20 protein-coding genes are annotated in these 19,621 nt (G+C 42.0%); 13 read left to right on the top strand and 7 right to left on the bottom strand.

Going from position 1 to position 19,621, the window contains the following annotated elements; genetic code table 11:
* The first annotated feature begins 5 nt into the window (after positions 1 to 5).
* The 4 genes from BM176_RS05810 to BM176_RS05795 all read left to right on the top strand — a co-directional run bounded on the left by BM176_RS05810 (position 6) and on the right by BM176_RS05795 (position 2,907).
* Complete coding sequence (locus tag BM176_RS05810; protein WP_143097727.1) at positions 6 to 1,019, top strand: DUF6268 family outer membrane beta-barrel protein; 1,014 nt, start codon at positions 6 to 8, stop codon at positions 1,017 to 1,019.
* A 70-nt stretch (positions 1,020 to 1,089) separates the two neighbouring features.
* Positions 1,090 to 1,311, top strand: a complete 222-nt coding sequence (locus BM176_RS05805) for a hypothetical protein (RefSeq protein WP_143097726.1) — start codon at positions 1,090 to 1,092, stop codon at positions 1,309 to 1,311.
* 162 nt (positions 1,312 to 1,473) lie between these two features.
* Positions 1,474 to 2,295 carry an alpha/beta fold hydrolase gene (locus BM176_RS05800; protein ID WP_090100506.1) on the top strand — a complete coding sequence of 274 codons (822 nt, stop codon included), beginning with the start codon at positions 1,474 to 1,476 and terminating at the stop codon, positions 2,293 to 2,295.
* Positions 2,296 to 2,325: 30 nt separating this feature from the next.
* Positions 2,326 to 2,907 carry an LOG family protein gene (locus BM176_RS05795; protein ID WP_090100504.1) on the top strand — a complete coding sequence of 194 codons (582 nt, stop codon included), beginning with the start codon at positions 2,326 to 2,328 and terminating at the stop codon, positions 2,905 to 2,907.
* Between the two features lie 31 nt (positions 2,908 to 2,938).
* On the opposite strand, the gene BM176_RS05790 is transcribed toward BM176_RS05795, so the two are convergent.
* From BM176_RS05790 to pxpB, 4 genes are read right to left on the bottom strand one after another with little or no spacing between them, the layout of a single operon-like run.
* Positions 2,939 to 4,117, bottom strand: a complete 1,179-nt coding sequence (locus BM176_RS05790; RefSeq protein WP_255373444.1) for an NRAMP family divalent metal transporter — start codon at positions 4,115 to 4,117, stop codon at positions 2,939 to 2,941.
* Complete coding sequence (locus tag BM176_RS05785; protein WP_090100502.1) at positions 4,114 to 4,854, bottom strand: 5-oxoprolinase subunit PxpA; 741 nt, start codon at positions 4,852 to 4,854, stop codon at positions 4,114 to 4,116. The genes BM176_RS05790 and BM176_RS05785 overlap by 4 nt, the downstream gene beginning before the upstream one ends.
* 11 nt (positions 4,855 to 4,865) lie before the next feature.
* Positions 4,866 to 5,855 carry a 5-oxoprolinase subunit C family protein gene (locus tag BM176_RS05780; RefSeq protein ID WP_090100500.1) on the bottom strand — a complete coding sequence of 330 codons (990 nt, stop codon included), beginning with the start codon at positions 5,853 to 5,855 and terminating at the stop codon, positions 4,866 to 4,868.
* Entirely contained in the window at positions 5,856 to 6,557 is a 702-nt protein-coding gene (gene pxpB / locus BM176_RS05775; RefSeq protein WP_090100498.1) for a 5-oxoprolinase subunit PxpB, read from the bottom strand.
* A gap of 95 nt (positions 6,558 to 6,652) precedes the next feature.
* Between pxpB and BM176_RS05770 the strand changes: the two genes are divergently transcribed.
* From BM176_RS05770 to BM176_RS05735, 8 genes are all read left to right on the top strand, one after another.
* Positions 6,653 to 7,441: a helix-turn-helix domain-containing protein gene (locus BM176_RS05770; protein WP_090100496.1), complete on the top strand. Its 789-nt coding sequence runs from the start codon at positions 6,653 to 6,655 to the stop codon at positions 7,439 to 7,441.
* A gap of 71 nt (positions 7,442 to 7,512) precedes the next feature.
* Complete coding sequence (locus tag BM176_RS05765) at positions 7,513 to 8,151, top strand: NAD(P)-dependent oxidoreductase (protein ID WP_090100495.1); 639 nt, start codon at positions 7,513 to 7,515, stop codon at positions 8,149 to 8,151.
* A 1-nt stretch (position 8,152) separates the two neighbouring features.
* Positions 8,153 to 8,641, top strand: a complete 489-nt coding sequence (locus BM176_RS05760) for an anthrone oxygenase family protein (protein ID WP_090100493.1) — start codon at positions 8,153 to 8,155, stop codon at positions 8,639 to 8,641.
* Positions 8,642 to 8,745: 104 nt separating this feature from the next.
* On the top strand, positions 8,746 to 9,486 hold the full coding sequence (locus BM176_RS05755; RefSeq protein WP_090100491.1) for an SDR family oxidoreductase: 741 nt from the start codon (positions 8,746 to 8,748) through the stop codon (positions 9,484 to 9,486).
* Positions 9,487 to 9,513: 27 nt separating this feature from the next.
* Positions 9,514 to 10,266, top strand: coding sequence for a glucose 1-dehydrogenase (locus tag BM176_RS05750; protein ID WP_090100489.1), 753 nt, complete (start codon positions 9,514 to 9,516; stop codon positions 10,264 to 10,266).
* Between the two features lie 255 nt (positions 10,267 to 10,521).
* Positions 10,522 to 10,947 (top strand): SRPBCC family protein, encoded by a 426-nt coding sequence (locus BM176_RS05745; RefSeq protein WP_090100487.1) that lies wholly within the window; start codon positions 10,522 to 10,524, stop codon positions 10,945 to 10,947.
* A 64-nt stretch (positions 10,948 to 11,011) separates the two neighbouring features.
* Positions 11,012 to 11,812, top strand: a complete 801-nt coding sequence (locus tag BM176_RS05740; protein WP_177230310.1) for a helix-turn-helix transcriptional regulator — start codon at positions 11,012 to 11,014, stop codon at positions 11,810 to 11,812.
* Positions 11,813 to 11,862: 50 nt separating this feature from the next.
* Positions 11,863 to 12,837: a nitrilase family protein gene (locus tag BM176_RS05735; RefSeq protein WP_090100483.1), complete on the top strand. Its 975-nt coding sequence runs from the start codon at positions 11,863 to 11,865 to the stop codon at positions 12,835 to 12,837.
* On the opposite strand, the gene BM176_RS05730 is transcribed toward BM176_RS05735, so the two are convergent.
* Positions 12,770 to 13,483 carry a hypothetical protein gene (locus BM176_RS05730; protein WP_090100481.1) on the bottom strand — a complete coding sequence of 238 codons (714 nt, stop codon included), beginning with the start codon at positions 13,481 to 13,483 and terminating at the stop codon, positions 12,770 to 12,772. The genes BM176_RS05735 and BM176_RS05730 overlap by 68 nt on opposite strands.
* 198 nt (positions 13,484 to 13,681) lie before the next feature.
* Here BM176_RS05730 and BM176_RS05725 point away from each other — a divergent pair, with 198 nt between their 5' ends.
* The gene (locus BM176_RS05725; RefSeq protein ID WP_090100479.1) at positions 13,682 to 15,388 is read left to right on the top strand and encodes an amidohydrolase family protein; all 1,707 of its coding nucleotides are present in this window, start codon (positions 13,682 to 13,684) and stop codon (positions 15,386 to 15,388) included.
* A 266-nt stretch (positions 15,389 to 15,654) separates the two neighbouring features.
* Here BM176_RS05725 and BM176_RS05720 read toward each other — a convergent pair whose 3' ends face one another.
* Positions 15,655 to 18,213 (bottom strand): polynucleotide kinase-phosphatase, encoded by a 2,559-nt coding sequence (locus BM176_RS05720; protein WP_090100477.1) that lies wholly within the window; start codon positions 18,211 to 18,213, stop codon positions 15,655 to 15,657.
* On the bottom strand, positions 18,200 to 19,603 hold the full coding sequence (locus tag BM176_RS05715; protein ID WP_090100475.1) for a 3' terminal RNA ribose 2'-O-methyltransferase Hen1: 1,404 nt from the start codon (positions 19,601 to 19,603) through the stop codon (positions 18,200 to 18,202). The genes BM176_RS05720 and BM176_RS05715 overlap by 14 nt, the downstream gene beginning before the upstream one ends.
* Between the last annotated feature and the right edge of the window lie 18 nt (positions 19,604 to 19,621).

Here is a 19,621-nt window from a genome sequence, read left to right as displayed (position 1 = left end):
ACCTAATGAAAAAATACTTACTCTTAAGCATTGTCGTATTTATTTCCTTTTACGCAACTGCTCAGCAAAACGTCAATGCCAATCAGAAAAGGATGATGGATTCGATAAAAGCGGAATATTTTGATATCTACGCACTGAAACATCCTATAGTAAGGCAGGTCACTATTTCCAGTGAAATGGTGACACCAGGTACAATCAAATCTCAATTGTACGATAAGGATTTTTTTAAAGGAAAGTTAGGGGTGTACCGGACTACCGTTAATTTCAATGTACCAGTGGTATCGTGGGGTAAAAATAGTATTTCAGCCAGTGTTGGTATGATAAATCAGAATTTCAAGCTGAATAAAGTTGAAAATTATGGAACCGAGTACTCTGTTACAGATTCAACATTTAACAGAACTACTTTGAACGCTGCCTTATCTTTTACCCACATTGATTCTTTATTTGGAGTACCTGTAATTTTCAATGTTGGTGCAGCGACAATAGTTGATCCAGGTCTTTCCCGTCAAAGGTTTACTTATAGAGGTTTGATTTCCTTCGCACTTATTCGTAATGCTAATTCATCGCTGTCACTGGGGGGATTGGTTATAGTAGATCCTTCATCTCCTGTTCCATTTGTTCCATTCCTTACCTATTCACATATATTCAAAGCAATTGGTACGGAGTTGTTAGTTGATATGCCATATAGAGTTGCATTAAGAAAGGAATTGTCAAAGAAATCTTCTCTGACTGCAGTCGCTGAATTGGCAGGAAATCTTTCCTTCGTTGATATTAATCAGAACCCTTTACCAAAGAATTCAATTTATACCACACTTGATCTTAAAACGGGAATGCTCTTTGAACACCGGCTTTCAAAAAAGGTTGTTTTGAGTATTAGCGGAGGAATGCTTTCTGCATTAAATTCAAAAGTGATAGGAGAAAATGAAAAATCAAACAACTACTTTATCAAGAACAGCAATCAAATGGTGCCCTATGTAAACATAGGTATTTCCTTACTACCCTTTTTTAAAGGATTTTAATTAACCTTTTGATGCCTGATAGGAATTGAATCCGGCTCAAAAGCCTACCGTTATAAAAATAGTTATAACAGTGAAAACAGTAAGTATTTTCGAAACTAATGTTCTGCATTTTAAGGATGCTAAAGCGATCATTTCGTTATTGGAAATGACGTTTCCTCATTACAGGTTGAATTTTGATTTGAGTGACTGTGATCATATTCTGCGGGTCGAAAGTAAGGGAGGGAATATTAATATCGATGAAATAGAAATAGCTGTCAAAGCGATGGGGTATACATGTATGCATCTGCCTTAGTTTTGATTAGATAAAGCCCGAAAGTGAAAAAAAGGGCCCCATTTTACCGGCAAAAACATTTCATTAACCGAAAATAGCGGAGTTCTTACCGATGTAGAATTGCCTGGAATGGATATATATTCTTGTTTTGCCTTATAAACGGTAAAACAAGGAAAACAGCTTATGAAAATCACGTTTTCAACTGTATGTTCAAAAGATGGTACCAGGATTGGGTATCAAAGTATAGGGAAAGGACCGGGAATCATTATTATTCATGGGGCGCTTACTTCCTCCAATGAATACATTGAACTGGCAAATGCATTGGCAGATTCCTTTGAAGTCCATCTTCCGGATCGCCGTGGCAGAGGAATGAGTGAGCCTCAGGGGGATGATTATTGTATGAATAAGGAATGTGAGGATATATGTGCTGTTCAGCGGGATACTGGTGCTGCCTATTTATTTGGTCATAGTTACGGAGGGCTTATTGCACTGGAAACGGCCAGGGGCGACCATTCATTTTCTAAAATAGCGCTTTATGAACCCGGTGTTTCTATGAGTGCCGACTGGCGCTGGATGGATGCTTATGAGCAAGCCCTGAACAAACGGCATTACAGAGCTGCATTTACCCACTTTGTTTTGGGAATGGAGCGAACACCCTTATCTAAAATGCCCCGGTGGCTGTCTGCTACTATTCTTAGAATAATGATCAGGGGAAAACATTGGAAACAGATCAAAAAATTATTACCTCAAAACTTAAGGGAGCATAAAGAAGTCCGCTATCTGGAATCTGCTAACTTCCATCGTTATCAATCAATAAAAACAAAGATCCAATTAATGGTGGGTGAGAAAAGCCCTGAATTTGTGCAACAGATGAATGCAGTATTAAAAATTACTATTCCCAATTCGGAAATGCTTGTATTGCCCCATCTGGAACATATGGCGCCTGAAAATGAAAATGCTCCTTTGATAATTGCACATCATTTTAAAGAATTTCTGATAAATTAAGTATTTATCTTTACCTGGAAATTCTAATGTATGAAAAGAGTTACAGTTTTTTGCGGTTCAAGTTTTGGTACTGACGCGATTTATGAAAAACAGGCTGCGTTGCTTGGAAAAGCATTGGCAATACAAAAGATAGACCTGGTATATGGTGGAGCTAAAGTAGGCTTAATGGGTGCAGTAGCAGATGGGGCGCTGAATGCCGGAGGAAAGGTATATGGTGTTATTCCCGGTTTTCTGAAAGGAAAAGAACTCGCTCATGAATCCCTGACAGAACTTATCGTGGTTGAAACCATGCATGAACGAAAAAAGAAAATGGATGAATTGTCCGATGGTGTAATTGCTTTACCCGGAGGGTTCGGAACATTGGAAGAGCTTTTTGAAATGCTGACCTGGGCACAACTTGGATTGCATAAAAAACCTATCGCTATATTAAATGTCGATGGTTTTTATGATGAGCTGATCAGTCTTTTACAAACCATGGTAAATAAAGGTTTCTTGAAAGAGGTGAATCAGAAAATGGTTCTGATAAGTGATAATGTTGAAGATCTGTTAGATCAGATGAATAAATATCATGCACCGACTGTAGGAAAATGGATCGATAAAGAAAAAGTCTGAGTTTAGAGTAAAATATACTTTCTGAATGGTTTTACATCCCCATCCATTCTTTCAGTGTTAATACGCTGAGCCAGCCCATGATCAGTACAACGAGCCAGCCAGCTATCTGCATCCATACAGGATGCCGGTAATCATGTACCAGTCGCTTACGGGTAGCGGCTATCAGCATGACTGCCAGCGCTACCGGTAATATAAGACCATTGAGCGCACCAGCGGTGATTAATAGTTGTACAGGGTTGCCTATTGCTATAAAAACGATAGTAGAAAACACAATAAAGAAAGTGATGAACCACTTTTCCTGTCTGGCAATAAAAGGATGAAATGTTTTTAAAAAGGAAACGGATGTATAAGCTGCTCCCACTACAGAAGTGATGGCGGCACTCCACATCACCATACCAAAAAAGCGATACCCGATTTCTCCTGCTGCTATACGAAATACTGACGCCGGTGGATTACCGCTATCCAGTATCGCACCTTGTGTAACTACGCCCAATGCTGCAAGGAATAATAAAGTCCGCATTACGCCGGTAATGACAATCCCACTCACTGCACTACGGTTAACATACTTTACAGAGGATGTCCCGCTGATCCCGGCATCCAGTAACCTGTGAGCCCCGGCAAAGCTGATATACCCGCCAACAGTACCACCAACGAGCGTAATCACAGCCTTTGTATTAATATGATCGGGCCATATACTTTGCTGTAGTGCTGCCATTACGGGTGGGTGTGAACTGACAGCCACATATAAAGTAAGCAGGAGCATAAGGATTCCCAGCCATCGTGTAAAATGATCCAACGCATTACCCGCCTCTTTCATCCAGAAGATAAATAACGCGATGCCACAACTCAGTATAGCACCATATACTGTTTCCATGCCTGTAAGCGCCTGTAATCCCAGTCCGCAACCTCCAATATTGGCGATGTTAAATACCAGTCCTCCCAGTACTACCAGTCCGGCCAGTAAATAACCAAGGCCAGGGAACAGTGCATTTGCGAGGTCTTGTGCGCGATAATTGCTCACGGTAAGGATGCGCCATATATTCAACTGTGCGCCAATGTCCAGTAATATAGAAACGAGTATTGCAAAGCTGAAAGCCGCAGCATGTTGTTGCGTGAATACCGTTGTTTGTGTCAGGAAACCTGGTCCGATGGCCGAAGTGGCCATCAGAAACGCTGCTCCCATCAGGATAGAGAATCGTTGTTTGTTCAAGGATGCTGTATGATTAAACTTTGTTGAGTTAAGGTGGTGTGAAGGGTACGTGCAAATTCTGTTGCATGTGCACCATCTCCATGCAGGCAGATAGTTTCTGTTGTGAGTGGAATCGTTTGTCCGTTCACAGTAGTTACATGTTGTTGTGTAATCATTTGCAATACCTGTTGTAATGCCTGTTCCTCACTTTCGATCAAGGCATTAGGTTCACTTCGTGGGGTAAGAGAACCATCTTCCTGATAGGTTCTGTCGGCAAATACTTCGCTGGCTGTTTTTAGCCCGGCTTCTGCCCCTGCCTTTATAAGCCAGCTGTTGCTAAGCCCGAACAGACACAGCTCCGGATCCGTATCTTTTATTGCCTGGGCAATAACATGTGCCATAGCTGGTGTTTTAGCCGCCATATTATAGAGAGCACCATGTGGCTTTACATGACGCATTGGAGTACCCAGGGAGTGACAAATAGATTGAACGGCATATAACTGGGTGGTAATGAGATCATATAATTCTGAATCTGTGAGGTGGTGCTCTTTCCTGCCAAAGTTTTCTTTATCAGCAAAGCCTGGATGAGCCCCCACAGCTACTTTATACAATAAAGCCAGTGTGATTGTACGTATGATCGTATCCTGGTTGCCTGCATGATAGCCACAGGCGATGTTGGTACTGCTGATAAAGGGCATAATAGCCGCATCGGTATCCATGCCTTCGCCCATATCGCAGTTAAGATCAATGTAAGTCATTCCGATAGCAATTAGTTAGTGATGCAGTAATCCTGCAATCGTAATTTACAGGCATTTTGCAGGATATGCAAATGCAGTTCCTGCTTTTCGAACAGTGTTGCTGCCATTTCAGGGGTAACCATACTAAAATGGAGTTCCTGATTAGGCAACAACTGGGAGAGCGCCGGGATATCTGCTGTAGTAACATGAGCTACGCGGCCATAACCACCGGTAGTTTGGTGGTCTGCCATCAGGATGATCAGCTGGCCGTTGGGTAATAATTGGATAGTCCCCTTGCTGACGCCGGCAGAAAGGCGTTCATCCTTATTGCGGGTATGTAATGCAGGGCCCTTTAAACGGAATCCCATGCGGTCACACTGCTCTGTTAATGAGAATCCTTTCTCTATCAGGGATGTCTGTGAATCTTCCGTGAGAACGGGCCATTCACTACCCGGAATGACATGTATATTGTTCGCATCCGTATAGAGGCCACGAATATCGGCCCTCCAGGGGAGTATACGTATGTCGCTGGATTGCAACAGCCTGCTATAATTGTTTACTTCTCTGAACGGTAAACGGTCATTCTTTTGCAGCTGCCTTCCCAGGAAACCTCCTGCTCCTGCTTTCAGATGAGTACTGTAACTATTCAGCCACGACTCAAGAGCCAGTCCTCCATGAATAGCCAGATAACAGCGGGCGCCGGAAACCGGTTTGGTAAAACGTAACACGCTATTTTGGGACAACAGTACTGGTTTATTGATGCTGACAGGCAAATCATTCACCATCGCACCAAAATCACCGCCGGATAACGCAATCAGAGCCTCCGTTTCAAACAGGAAGGCAGATGCCGGAAAGTGCATCTCTATAACTGCATCGGCGGGGTCATTTCCTACCAGGCTGTTAGCCACAGAAAGTGCTATCCGGTCCATCGCGCCACCCGGGTTAATGCCCAGGTGCTGGTAGCCATATCTTCCGGCATCCTGGACGGTATCCAGTAAACCCTGCTTTACTACCTGTATCATTTAAATCATTTTATGAAATGCTTCCAGTGATACCGGCGTAAACTGCACCTGATCGCCGGGATTACAAAAGCAAGGTGATGCTTTGTGAGGATCAAACATACGAATGGGCGTTTGACCAATAATATTCCAGCCTCCCGGAGATGTCATGGAATAAATACCCGTCTGGGAGCCTGCAATGCCTACACTACCTGCCGGTACTTTTAACCGGGGCTTTTTTAAGCGGGGAGTTGCCAGTTGGTCATCTACCTTTCCCATATAGGGAAATCCGGGCAGGAACCCCAGCATATAAACGGTATACGGTTGCTGTGTATGCAGTTCAATGATACGATCAACAGAAAGTCCTTTTTGTTCTGCCATTGACTGTATATCTAATGCCAGGGAAGGATCATAACATACCGGTATCCGGAGTATGCGTGGTGGGGCTGTTGCGCTGGTTGTGATCTGTTCCAGCATTTTTTTTAGCATAACCTGGATCTCCTGACTTGCTGTTTGCTGTTTTAACCGGGGAGTCAGCGAAGGCTGATATACGATTGTTAACGATGCATAAGCAGGAATAAGATCTCTTATATAAGGTAATTGAAGAGATTGCAGGTGATAAAACACGCTCATGACCCGTTGGTGAATAACGGGATCCATCTGTTGTTCCCATTCAATAATAATGGAGTGATCACCCAGAGGAGCTATGTTATAATCGCTGTTCATATTGTTGTAAAAGGTACGGTATCTTTCTAAATTCCGGTATCTGCTTCAATGATAAATGGTGTAAATTTACACTAACACATAATCCGGCGATCCCCATGAAATACGAAATCATCGCAGTACCTCCAGTTCTTCAATCTTTTGTCCGTTGTTTCTGGACATTGGAAGGTAATGCGAAGCCTGCCCTGTCGCAGGTATTCGGTTCCCTGGTAGATGGTCGCCCCGGATTGATCTTTCAGGATGCTGCTGCCGGCACATTGATTATGGAAGATAAACAACTACCGGATCTTTTTCTTTACGGGCAAACAACAAAACATACAGAGATCATGGCTGCGGGAACATTCCGGGCGACGGGCGTTATGTTTCATCCACATGCTTTAAAATCCGTTTTTGGGATGAATGCAGCAGAATTAACGAACTCCTGTATTGATCCTGATCAGGTATCTGTGAAGAAATCGAAAGGGTTGTCAATGAAATTAGCAGAAGCCTCCTCTGTAGAAGAGCAGGTTAAAATATTAAAGTCCTATTTACAAACGCAGATCAGTAATAAACGTGCACATATTACTGGAATAGTGGAATATGCGGTATCTCAGATCCTGACCTCCAACGGTAATATTTCTCTGAAAGATTTGCAGGAAGATTTACAGATAACAGAGAAGAGTTTAGAAAGGAAATTTAAAGATCATGTAGGGATCCCTCCCAAATTATTTTCAGGAATTTGCCGTTATCAGGCGTCACTTCACCAGCTAAGGAATAATCAATATAATAAGTTGTCTGATATAGCTTATGAGAATGATTATGCAGACCAATCGCATTTCATCCGTTCCTTTAAAAAATATACTGGTTGCTCTCCCTTCCAGTTTCAGAAACAATTCTCCCCGGAATAAATTCATTGTCGGTTTTGTTCAATTTTTGACGGTTACGGCATCATAATTTTGTCTTATAAAACAGAACTACGATGAAGCTAATTATTTTCGGTGCTACCGGTGGAACCGGCCGCCATCTTATAGAACAGGCACTTAAGCAGGGCCATGAAGTCACCGCTTTTATAAGAGATGCAGCAAAACTGCAGGTACAACATCCCAACCTCCGGGTTAGTTTGGGAGACGTGATGAATTATTCAACTGTAGAACCTGCGGTAAAAGGCCATGATGCCGTGTTATCTGCGTTGGGTTCTCCAGCTAATAAAATAGGAACTATCCGGTCGGCAGGTACACAGCACATTATACGTGCTATGGAAAAGAATGGGGTTCGTCGTTTTGTATGTCAGACATCACTTGGTTATGGAGATAGCCGGGAAACGCTGAATAGAACCCCCTTTTATTTCAAATATTTTATTGTCCCGTTTATCCTGAAGAAAGGTTTTGCTGATCATGCCTTACAGGAAGAATATATCCGGCAAAGCCGGCTGGACTGGGTCATTGTACGTCCGGGAAATCTTACCGATGATGCTCCTACCGGGAAATACAGGCATGGATTTCCGGCCAATGATAACAAAATTCTGGTGAAGGTATCCCGCGCTGATGTAGCCGATTTCATGCTGAAACAATTGTCGGACAATACCTATTTACATAAAACCGCAAACATCTCTTATTAAAATGAATATTCAACATATACTGCTGATAAGCGCAACTATTACAACTGCATTGATTGCAGGTCTTTTCTTTGGTTTCGTTGTAGCTATCAATCCCGCCTTTGCCCATTTGCCGGATGCGCAATACATTACTGCGATGCAAGCCATCAATAAGGCGATTATAAATCCTGCATTTGCGGCTGCTTTCTTTGGTGCAGCTGTGTTGATTCCATTAGCAGCCTGGAAGAATAACAATCATATTTTAATGTGGCTGGCCGCTGCTTTCTACCTGATTGGGGGAATAGGGATCACTTTTGTAGTGAATGTTCCGCTAAACAATATACTGGAAGTATTCCCGGTACTTACGGCTTCTCCCATTGAGGCTGCACATGCACGTCGTGCTTTTGATAAACCATGGAATACATGGCATCTGTTTCGGACGTTGGCTATCATCATTTCATTACTGTTACTGATTATCTCTTGTATCCTGCCGGATAATAAAATACATATATAGCAGTAATTCCGGATAGTGTGAAATTTGCATCTAATACTGTAATATGTGTAATTCTGCGAACTGCTCATATCTGATCTTTGTATTGTCATTAAAGACAACACAATATGAGCACACTATCTGGAAAAGTAATTTTAGTAACAGGCGCTTCAAGAGGTATCGGCGCAACTATTGCACAGAAGCTGGCCACAGCAGGTGCTAAAGTAATTATTAACTATGCAGGCGGTAAAGATGCCGCAGAGCAAACTGTAAATACCATTAAACAAAATGGCGGTGATGTAATAGCCTTACAGGCTGATGTAAGCAAGGCTGATGAGGTAAAAGTCATGTTCGATGCTGCTATTGCACATTATGGCAGGATCGATGTATTGGTGAATAATGCCGGTATCATGATCACTAAGCTGATTAAGGATACTACTGATGAAGATTTTACCCGTCAGTTCGATATCAACGTACGTGGTACCTTTAATACGATGCGCGAAGCCGCTACCCGCCTTGCAGACAAAGGCAGTATCATCAACTTCTCCACTTCAGTTAACAGGATTATGCTGCCCACTTACGGTACTTATGTAGCTACCAAAGCTGCGGTAGAACAACTAACCCGTGTATTCTCAAAAGAAGTAGGCGCCAGGGGCATCAATGTAAACTCCGTTTCTCCCGGTCCTACAAATACCGAATTATTTACAAAAGGTAAACCACAGGAAGTGATTGACCGGCTGGCTGCTTTATCTCCCTTCAATCGTATTGGTGAACCAGACGACATTGCACAGATCGTACTGTTCCTGGCTTCTGATGAAGCTAAATGGATCAATGCACAGAACATTGGCAGTAACGGTGGTATGGCTTAATTAAATAACTCTTAAAAATTATTAATCATGAACAGTTTGAAGAATAAAGTAGCAGTAATAACCGGGTCAGCACGTGGATTAGGTAAAGCAATAGCAGAACGTTATGCTGCATTGGGAGCAGATATCGTAATCAACTATTCAAGAGATAAAAACTCTGCGGATGAAGTAGTGAGTAATATTAAAGCAATGGGTGCAAAAGTAATAGCAGTCCAGGCAGATGTAAGCAAAGTTGCAGATCTGGAAAAATTATTCAAAGAGGCTAAAGCAGCATTTGGTAAGATAGACATTGTGGTTGCGAATGCAGGTATTGAGCTGGTAGAGACTCCTGTAGTAGATTTTACAGAAGAGCAATTTGATCGTGTATTTTCTATCAATACCAAAGGTGCTTATTTCACCATGCAGCAGGCTGCAAAGAATATAGAAGATAATGGCAGGATTATTTACATAGCTTCCAGCACTACTTCATTCCCTGTTCCGGGTATGGCGGTTTATGGAGGCAGTAAAACTACTCCAAGATATATGGTGGAAATCCTGTCTAAAGAGATCGGCCACCGGGGTGTAACCGTGAATACTATTATTCCATTTGCAGTAGATCATTCCGGTATCTTTGCTGAAGCCGGCAGCTATCCTGAACTGAGAAAACAATTGCTGGACAGTTGCCCGATGGGCAGACTGGCAGAAGTGGAAGACGTTGCCAATGCGGCTGAGTTCTTCGCAAGTGATCTTTCTTCTTTTGTGAATGGACAACACCTGTTAGTGAACGGGGGAGCAACCAACTAAGTGAGGCAAGATAACCAGGATAGGACGTGATGGATTAAGGTAGAGATAAAGTCATCCTTCGTTCATCCTTCGTTAAAAGACGAAGGATGAACGAAGGATGATTTTATCTCTACCTTATCTTGTATTAAATAAACTCTTACATGTATGAGTAGTGATAGGAGAAAACAGGTCGCAAAAAGCCTCTTCTTTGTCGCTTTCGCCCATTACCTATATAAATTTCGCTGCGTAAGTTTGTATCATCAAAAACGCAATAACATGACAATAGTTAATAAAACTGCAATTACAGTAGAGAGCACTATTCAGGCTCCCGTTGAAAAAGTATGGAAATACTGGTCAGAACCTGCACATATTAAGAACTGGTGCAGTGCTTCGGACGACTGGCATGTGCCGGCTGCTGAAAATGACCTGAAAACAGGTGGACGATTCAGCACAACAATGGCTGCTAAAGATGGCAGTTTCAGTTTTGACTTTGCAGGAGTGTATACAGCAGTAGAAGAAAATAAGCTCATTGCATATACGCTTGATGATAGCAGGGAAGTGAAAATTACTTTCCACAGCGAAGGTAATACCACTAAAGTTGTTGAAACTTTTGAAGCAGAAGATACAAATCCTATAGAAATGCAAAGAGATGGCTGGCAAGCTATCCTGGATAATTTCAAGAAATATACAGAAGCAAATTAAATTCTATTCATGCGTTTTCGGATTCAATGATCTGAAGACGCATGAATGTATTAATTTAGGTATCATGCAGCTATTACCTTCTCCTGCTCTCTCAAATATTGTTAAACACTTTTTAATACTGGAAAGTGATACAGGTGGCATTACCAGTCACAGAATGTTTCCTGATGGTAATACCGGAATGGTATTTCATTATGGAACTCCCTTCATACAATATGACGATAGCCAGAAGGTGACCCACCCCAGAAGTTTTATTTATGGGCAGGTAAGCAAATTTCATAATGTGGTTGCAGAGAATGTAGGGGTATTGATAGTTGTTTTTCAGCCTTATGGGGCCTATTCCCTTTTAGGGATTCCTGCTCATGAACTCACTGATGAAATAATCAGTTTACAAGACCTCTGGGGACGGGAAGCTGTGGAACTTCAAGAGAAAGTGCTGCATGCAGATAATCATTTGACACGGATCTGCCTGATTGAAAAATTCCTGACCAACAAATTAAGCAACTGCGCAATGCCTGATGGGGTGGTTGAAAAGACAGTGCAATTAATTTATCAATTCCACGGACAGGTAACGATGGGGCAGCTAGGCACGCTGCTGCATACTGGCGAACGAAACCTGGAAAGGAAATTTCGTGAGAGTATAGGTGTTTCTCCCAAACACTTTTCCAATACTATAAGGCTGCAGTATTTTCTGCGATTATTAAGGAATAAATCACAGGACGAAAATCTTACTACGCTTGCCTATGAAAGCGGATATTACGATCAGGCCCATCTGATCAGAGAATTTAAGAAGCAGGTGGGTATAACACCCCGTAAATATCTTTCTGACACGCGTTTGCTGGCGGTGAATTTCATTCAGTTTTCCTGATTGTCGGGTTTGTACAATTTGCTGCAATAAGATCCTTATAGCTTTGTAGCATGGAAAAGTTACGTATTGCTACCGCACAATTTGAAAACAGGAGTGGTGATAAACATTACAACCTCTCTATCATCCGGGAACTATCAGAAAAGGCTGCCACAGCAGGAGCTGATGTGATCTCTTTTCATGAATGTTCAATTACCGGTTATACTTTCGCGCGGAATTTATCTAAGGAAGCATTGCTGAATATAGCAGAATACATCCCTGATGGGCCCAGCATCCGGGAGTTAATAGCTATTGCGCAGGATTGTAATATTGTAGTTCTTGCCGGATTATTTGAAAAGGATCATGAGGATCATATTTACAAGGCATACGTTTGTGTAGATAAAAATGGTCTGGTCGCTAAATTCCGGAAGCTGCATCCTTTCATTAATCCGCATATTTTGCCTGGAGATAAATATGTTGTCTTTGACCTGTATGGGTGGAAATGTGGTATTCTCATCTGTTACGACAATAACATCATTGAGAATGTAAGGGCAACCACGCTATTGGGGGCGGAGATCATATTCATGCCGCATGTAACGATGTGTACACCTTCTACCCGTCCGGGAGCAGGTTTTGTAGATCCTGCGTTATGGCATAACAGGGAGAATGACCCTACTTCACTCCGTATTGAGTTTGATGGTCTTAAAGGTCGGGCATGGCTAATGAAATGGTTGCCGGCAAGAGCCTATGACAATGGGATCTATGTAGTTTTTTCCAATCCGGTAGGGATGGATGATGATCAGTTGAAGAATGGTTGTTCGATGATCATTGATCCTTATGGAGATATTATTGCAGAATGCCGCCAGCTTTCCAATGATGTTGCCATTGCCGTTCTTAACCCGGACAATATGAAAAAGTCCGGAGGGCACAGGTATAAGAATGCCCGCAGGCCTGATCTGTATAAGGATATTATTGGACAGGCTAATACTCCGGAACAGCAGGTGGTGTGGTTAAATTATAGTCTTCCCTTTGCCAGTCGCCGGATTTAAAATACTTATTTCCCAGGATCTGGTTGTTAAGGTCAAGGTGATTATTAAAAAGGGCATTGAATACCTGGTTAATCGGCTTCTCCGTGTAGTGTACATTTAGTCCTTCTATACTTAGATTGCAGATATTAAAAGGGACGAAGCGGAATCCGCTGAACTGTTCTTCTATCAGTTCACATAATAATGTAAAGCTATCAGCATATTCATTTTCGGGCGAAACGATGAGGAAGTTAGTACTGCGATAAGTCTTTTCCCAGGTTTTAATTTCATTTCTGTCCCGTCCGATAATAGTATAGAATGGGCCGGTAATGCTTACGAGAAAATGTAATTCTTTAATCCTGGTCAGATTATCCAGCGAACTTCTTTCAAGTTCTACATAAGCACTGAAGGAAGGAGCCTGCCCGTAGGTTGTTCCAATAACCGGCTTCTGAATTTGTTTTTGAACGTTTGAGCTGAAATCTTCCCAATGGGTTTTATAACTGACATCATCATGGATCTTCTCTGCGGTGATTGTTGCCAATGCTTTTTGCCCTGGATAAGCAAGAAACACCTGATTGTCGTCACTCTTCGCAATTCCGATAGGATAGTACTTTGTTATGCAATTATAAACCGGCCAGAAATCGTATTTGTCGGTATCGAAATAAAACATTAAATGATTGTTGACCTATAAATTGAAACCCTTTTATTTTCTGGATTAGCTATAGGCTGTTCCATAATCACAAGATAATAGTTTTCTATTTTCCGGGGCGAAATATACAAGGTTATCTTGATTTATTTGAATCATAGATTTACCAGTACTACCTGTTCCGGAAAATCTGTTATCTTTAAACCTATTAAAATTAACCCTATGAGAAAGTACAGTTTGTTACTGGTATTGTCGTTCATCGCACTGCCTGCCTATACTCAAATATGTATTACACATGCCAGTCTTGTTAATGTCAATACCAATAAAACGGACCCGGATCAAACGATTATCATTGAGAATGACCGTATTATAGCAACAGGGCCATCCAAAAAAATAAAGATACCCGCAAATGCAACTGTTATAGATGCAACCGGGCAGTATATCATGCCAGGAATGACGGATGCACACATCCATTTTTTCCAGAGTGGCGGATTATATACAAGACCAGATGCCATTAATCTGAATGCTGTTTACCCATACGAAAAAGACCAGCAATGGGTAAAAGATCATCTTAATGACCTGATGGCCCGTTATCTTGCCTGTGGTATCACTACTGTGATTGATGTAGGTGGGCCTCTCAGCAATTATGCCATCCGCGACAGGGTGAATGCTGATTCTGCTTCTGCTACTGCATGGGTAACAGGTCCCCTGATTTCGACTTATCAGCCCCCGAACCTGGATGAAAAAGATCCACCGATCATTAAAGTCAACACACCGGAAGAAGCCCGTGAACTGGTGAAAAAGCAACTCCCTTACAAACCTGACTTTATCAAAATATGGTACATCGTTTTCCCAGGACAAAAAGCTGATAGTACACTACCCATCATAAAAGCAGCGATAGAAGAAAGTCATGCGCATGGATTAAAAGTAGCCGTACATGCAACTGAATATGAAACGGCCCGGCTGGCAGTTACAGCCGGTGCTGATATCTTAGTTCATAGTGTAGATGATAAGGTGCTGGATAATGAAATGTTGCAACTGCTAAAGGATAAGAAGATCGTTTATATTCCTACATTGATCGTTCATCAGAATTACATACGCACCTTTACACAGCAGTTTGATTTCTCCGCACATGAATTTGCATATGCTGATCCTTTTATGCTTGGTACACTCACGGATCTCCAACATATAGAAAATGCCCCTGTGGATTATAAACAGGTGCGTTTACGGTTTAGCGGTCCTTCCACCGAAGATAGCATGATGCTTGTTAATCTGAAGCTTGCGGAGCAGGCTGGCGTACTGGTGGTAAGTGGAACAGACGCAGGAAATATTGCCACATTACACGCAGCCTCTTTCTATCCAGAGTTACAGACTATGCAGAAAGCTGGTCTGAGCAATTGGGAAATTATCCGTTCTGCTACTATCAGCGCTGCACAAGGATTCGGGAAAGATAAAGATTATGGAAGCATTGAAAAAGGTAAGATTGCAGATCTGTTGCTACTTCAAAAAGATCCCGTAAAAGATCTCAGTGCACTCGCAGATATTCATACCGTCATTCACCGTGGGAAAATATTCGACCCGAAGAAATTATTGAAAGTCACTCCTGAAATACTGGCACAGCAACAATTGAATGGGTATAACGCTCATGATATTGATGCATTTCTGTTGCCTTATAGTGATACCGTGGAAATATATGATCAGTCATCCGGTAAACTATTGCTGAAAGGGAAAGATCAAATACGGCAGAGGTATAGTGAGATATTCAGTAAGACACCTGCATTGCATTGTAGACTTGTGAACCGGATGGTAATAGGGAATAAGGTGATTGATCAGGAGAAAGTAACTGGAATAAAAGATACGCCATTGGAAGCCGCCGTTGTTTATACAGTAGATAATGAGAAGATTGTGAGAGTAGATTTTATACGGTAGATGGGCAGAAATATCATGATTGAATCGTGATGATTTCGGGATATAGCTATTCAGAACAAATTAATAGCACCTTCCGGGAGAGTTCGGAGTGAGTTGGTATTTGCTTCATACATTGGACATACGTTGGACAATCTTTGAACAGCTATACGTGATCAAAGATTCTCCAACATATTTCCAATGTAGGCCCAACGAATGTTCAATATATAGACTCACTATTGTGTCTTCCCGAACTCACCTAAACAACTATATACAGGTATTTAGGAGCGTTATAATCTCGGATCAACCGGTTCGCTTTCAAGTGCCAGTACACCAAATACACATTCATGTATTTTTTGAAGTGGTTCCTGATTCACAAATCTTTGTAATCCTTCAATACCTAACGAAAATTCACGTAATGCAAGATTCCGTTTTGAGGATAATCCTCTGGACTTTAACCGGATAAGATTTTCCGGAGAAGTATATTCCGGTCCATATATAATACGCAGGTATTCTCTGCCACGTACCTTTACTGCCGGTTGTGCCAGTTTTGCTCCATTTACATGGATGTATTGAGATGGCTTTACAACCATTCCCTCACCACCCGCGCCTGTCATAGATACCCACCAGTCAGTTGCCTCTTGTATACTTTCCATATCCTGCAGGTGAACCACTTTATAAGTGGTGGCCTTTAATATGGATGGATCTGCACGACAAATATTTTCGATCTGCTCCATATGCCATTCATGATCTTTATCTGTCCAGCTTTTTCCCGCAGTTGCGAGAATATGAAAAGGGGCCAGTTTGAAATCATCCAGGCTATTTACTGGCCAGCAATATTGCTGGTAGGATTTAATATACTGTTCTACCTGTTGTTGTTTTGTTTGGTATTTATCCAGTAGGAATGTTACTTCCGGATTATGCAGTACTGCCTGTTGTAAGTTTTGTAGAGTGCTTTGTAATGCATGAGTCGCAGCTGCACCCACTGCACTATATTGTTTTTCCAGCAGGCTTTGTGCTTTTGCACTCCAGGGCATTAATTCAGTATCAAGACAAACCCAGTCCGTCTGGAACTTTTCATAAAAACCAGATTGTTCCAATGCTGTGTTTATGCGTTGCAGGAAAGCCTGCTCAGTTTCTTTATCATTGAACCAGGAACGTCCCGTACGGGTATATATAACTCCAATGCCTTCATTAGTGATGCCAAAGGCCTCTTGTATGGCAGCTTCATTTTTTCCAACAATTATAATGGTTCTCGATCCCATATGTTTCTCTTCACAGATCACCTTTTCCACCCCCACACCGCGGTAATAGTCAAAAGCCTCTTTGGGATGTTCAAGGTAGTCTTCCAGTTTGCTGGTTTCTACAGGGCTCATAGTGGGTGGCAGGTAGATCAGCCATTTGGGATTAACTGCAAAGCGACTCATTACCTCCAGTGCTGCTATTGCATTTTCTTCACGGATGGTTACATTATGTGCATATTGGGTAGGGACAATATGTTTACCCATAAAGTCACTGATGTCCAATATATCATCGTATTGCTGCTGAAGGGAGGTAATGATCCCCGTTGTTGGTATGATTGGTCTTGACGGTTCGCAATACGTTGCTAAAGAAGGAACGCTTACCAGTTCTTTTTCGGGATAACGCAGAGCCGTAAGTTTGCCACCGAATACGCATCCTGTGTCAATATCGATTGTTCTGTTCAGCCATTGTGCTTCCGGTACGGGGGTATGGCCGTATACCACCATTGCTTTTCCTCTATATTCAGATGCCCAGTTATATCTCACTGGCAGGCCGAATTCATCAATCTCTCCGGTAGTTTCTCCAAATAAACAAAACTCCCTCACAGCTCCCGAACCTCTGCCCTGCATTTCTTCTTTTATACCAGCATGGGCAACTATCAGGTTGCCATCATCCAATACATAATGACTAACCAGGCTATCGATAAATTTTCGGGCTTCTTCCCGGAATGCAGGTGTCTCTTTCTCCAACTGATCAATGGATTGTTGTAAGCCATGTTTAGCCTGTACATTCTTTCCATTAAACCATTTAAGCAGTTTGATATCATGATTGCCGGGTACACACAATGCACTACCGGTTTTTACCATTCCCATCACAAGTTTCAGTACCTCCGGTGTTTTAGGGCCACGATCAACAAGGTCTCCTAAAAACACAGGTTTTCTTCCTTCAGGATGAAGCCAGTTTTCGTTTTCATGTTTGTATCCGAGTTGCTGCAACAGCATAACAAGTTCATCATAACAGCCATGGATGTCTCCAATAATATCGAATGGACCTTTCTCCTGTTTCTTGTTATTATATAAAGGATCACGGATTATTTCTTCAACAGCGTCTACTTCTTCCTGGCTATTAAGTTCGATTACATGTCTGAATCCTTCTATCTTTAATCTTCTCAGACCTCTTTTTAATTGAGAAATCTGTTGAGGAATTACATGGCTGCCCAGGTTTCTGTCCGGGCGCAATGTGCTGCGTTCAACGCAAACTTTTTCCGGCAGATTGAAGACTATCGCTGTCGGCAATACGTGGTATTCTCTTGCCAGCTTTGCCCAGTCTTTACGGGAATTTTCCTGTACGTTAGTGGCATCGATTACCGTCAGCAGACCATTTTTAAACCGTTTGGCTGTAATGTATCTCGCCAGTTCAAAAGCATCATCTGACGCTGTGAGGCTATTCTCGTCATCACTTACCAGTCCTCGGCAGTAATCTGATGAAACAACTTCCGTTGGTTTAAAATGTTTACGTGCAAAGCTTGATTTCCCGGAACTGGAAGCTCCTATTAAAAGCACAAGGGATAATTCTGGTAAATGAATCTGTTTATTATCTTTCCGCATTGATTCCTGTATTACTTGTAAAGATTGCCATCTGGCTTAATGCTCCGGTTTCAGGATCTTCTTCTCCAAGTGGTTTGTAAATGACAGTATAAGCATTTTCTTCTGCTACTTTATTTCCCCATGTTGCAAATTCGGATCTTGTCCATTCGAAACGGTGATCGGCATGCCGCATCTGTCCCTCTTCAAAATTTGCAAACTTTACATTGTATTCTGCATTGGGAGTTGTGATGATGACGGTCTTCGGTTTAGCATACTGAAATACTACTTTTTCAAGGGCCGATAATCTTGGCGGATCCAGATGTTCTATTACTTCCACCAGCACTGCAGCATCAAAACCTTCCAGTCTTTTATCCCGGTAGGTGAGGGCGCCCTGGATCAATTGGATACGTTCCTGTTGTTTGGGCGGCATCCTGTCAATCTTTAATTTGTCTTTCACTATTTCAATTGACCGGTAGCTCACATCCATTCCGAGTATATATTCAAATTGTTTTTCGGGGAGCAGGTATCTCAGTAGTTTACCTTCACCGCATCCCAGATCAGCAATACGTTTTGCATCTGTTTTCAGCAGTTCGTCTTTAACTGTCTGCAGACGCAGATCGTGTACCCTGATCTTTGGCTCAACCGGTTCAATTGTTTCTTCCGGTTCAATGGTCTCATCTTTCATCAATATTTCCAGTGCCTGGTTTGCCAGTCCTTTCTGATTTTTCAGATAACGGTATGTAATGAATTCATTAGCGGGATGTGCAGGCAGCCAGTCTTTCCCTTTTTCAAGCAGCTTTTCTACTTCTGCTTGTCCTACCCAGTAGTGTTTATCATTATCACAAACCGGTATTAGTATATACAGATGGGATAAGAGTTGTTGCAAAGTAATTGTATTGCGCAGCCGGACTGTAAAATAACGGCTTTCTCCCCATGATGGAAAGGCGGGATCCAGGGCGTGTCTCTCTGCGTCAATAGTATAACCTAATGGGCTAAACAATTCCTGCAATACCTTTTCACCTCCACGTACTGGTAGCACGGCAATTGTTATATCAAAAGGCATTGGAACAGTCACCAGTTCAGGCTTATCCTTGCAACGGCCATTCATGGCAGTTGAGAATGCTTTTGCAATTGCAGCGCTCATAAAAGAACTAGCTACATAAGGACGATCATTTACGTATTGTTCTAATGCAAAATCATTCCCTGAAGGGCCACTGTTTTTGCGTACCAGTCCTACAGGGTCAATATCTAATAATAAAGCAGCAGTACATTTCTCTTCAGTTACTTCAGTATAGAAAACATGTGCTATGCCACCTGATAGTTCCACTTGCTGTGCTTTGGCAGGATGTTTATGCAACAAATAGCTAAGATCTGAGGCAGGGGTATGTGTGGTCGTAATCGTTAATAACATAATTATATAGGCTGTACC

It is taken from the genome of Chitinophaga sp. CF118, from assembly GCF_900112615.1.
Lineage (GTDB): Bacteria > Bacteroidota > Bacteroidia > Chitinophagales > Chitinophagaceae > Chitinophaga.
The sequence above is the reverse complement of the archived record's forward strand: the minus strand, read 5'-3'. Positions and strand labels throughout refer to the sequence as shown.

Coding starts and splice junctions, on each gene's coding strand:
- BM176_RS05730 (WP_090100481.1), bottom strand. CDS start 13,483: ATGTTTTATTTCGATACCGACAAATACGATTTCTGGCCGGTTTATAAT.
- BM176_RS05800 (WP_090100506.1), top strand. CDS start 1,474: ATGAAAATCACGTTTTCAACTGTATGTTCAAAAGATGGTACCAGGATT.
- BM176_RS05755 (WP_090100491.1), top strand. CDS start 8,746: ATGAGCACACTATCTGGAAAAGTAATTTTAGTAACAGGCGCTTCAAGA.
- BM176_RS05780 (WP_090100500.1), bottom strand. CDS start 5,855: ATGATACAGGTAGTAAAGCAGGGTTTACTGGATACCGTCCAGGATGCC.
- BM176_RS05795 (WP_090100504.1), top strand. CDS start 2,326: ATGAAAAGAGTTACAGTTTTTTGCGGTTCAAGTTTTGGTACTGACGCG.
- BM176_RS05735 (WP_090100483.1), top strand. CDS start 11,863: ATGGAAAAGTTACGTATTGCTACCGCACAATTTGAAAACAGGAGTGGT.
- BM176_RS05750 (WP_090100489.1), top strand. CDS start 9,514: ATGAACAGTTTGAAGAATAAAGTAGCAGTAATAACCGGGTCAGCACGT.
- BM176_RS05720 (WP_090100477.1), bottom strand. CDS start 18,213: ATGCGGAAAGATAATAAACAGATTCATTTACCAGAATTATCCCTTGTG.
- BM176_RS05785 (WP_090100502.1), bottom strand. CDS start 4,854: ATGACTTACATTGATCTTAACTGCGATATGGGCGAAGGCATGGATACC.
- BM176_RS05740 (WP_177230310.1), top strand. CDS start 11,012: ATGCAGCTATTACCTTCTCCTGCTCTCTCAAATATTGTTAAACACTTT.
- BM176_RS05715 (WP_090100475.1), bottom strand. CDS start 19,603: ATGTTATTAACGATTACGACCACACATACCCCTGCCTCAGATCTTAGC.
- BM176_RS05765 (WP_090100495.1), top strand. CDS start 7,513: ATGAAGCTAATTATTTTCGGTGCTACCGGTGGAACCGGCCGCCATCTT.
- pxpB (WP_090100498.1), bottom strand. CDS start 6,557: ATGAACAGCGATTATAACATAGCTCCTCTGGGTGATCACTCCATTATT.
- BM176_RS05770 (WP_090100496.1), top strand. CDS start 6,653: ATGAAATACGAAATCATCGCAGTACCTCCAGTTCTTCAATCTTTTGTC.
- BM176_RS05725 (WP_090100479.1), top strand. CDS start 13,682: ATGAGAAAGTACAGTTTGTTACTGGTATTGTCGTTCATCGCACTGCCT.
- BM176_RS05810 (WP_143097727.1), top strand. CDS start 6: ATGAAAAAATACTTACTCTTAAGCATTGTCGTATTTATTTCCTTTTAC.
- BM176_RS05745 (WP_090100487.1), top strand. CDS start 10,522: ATGACAATAGTTAATAAAACTGCAATTACAGTAGAGAGCACTATTCAG.
- BM176_RS05760 (WP_090100493.1), top strand. CDS start 8,153: ATGAATATTCAACATATACTGCTGATAAGCGCAACTATTACAACTGCA.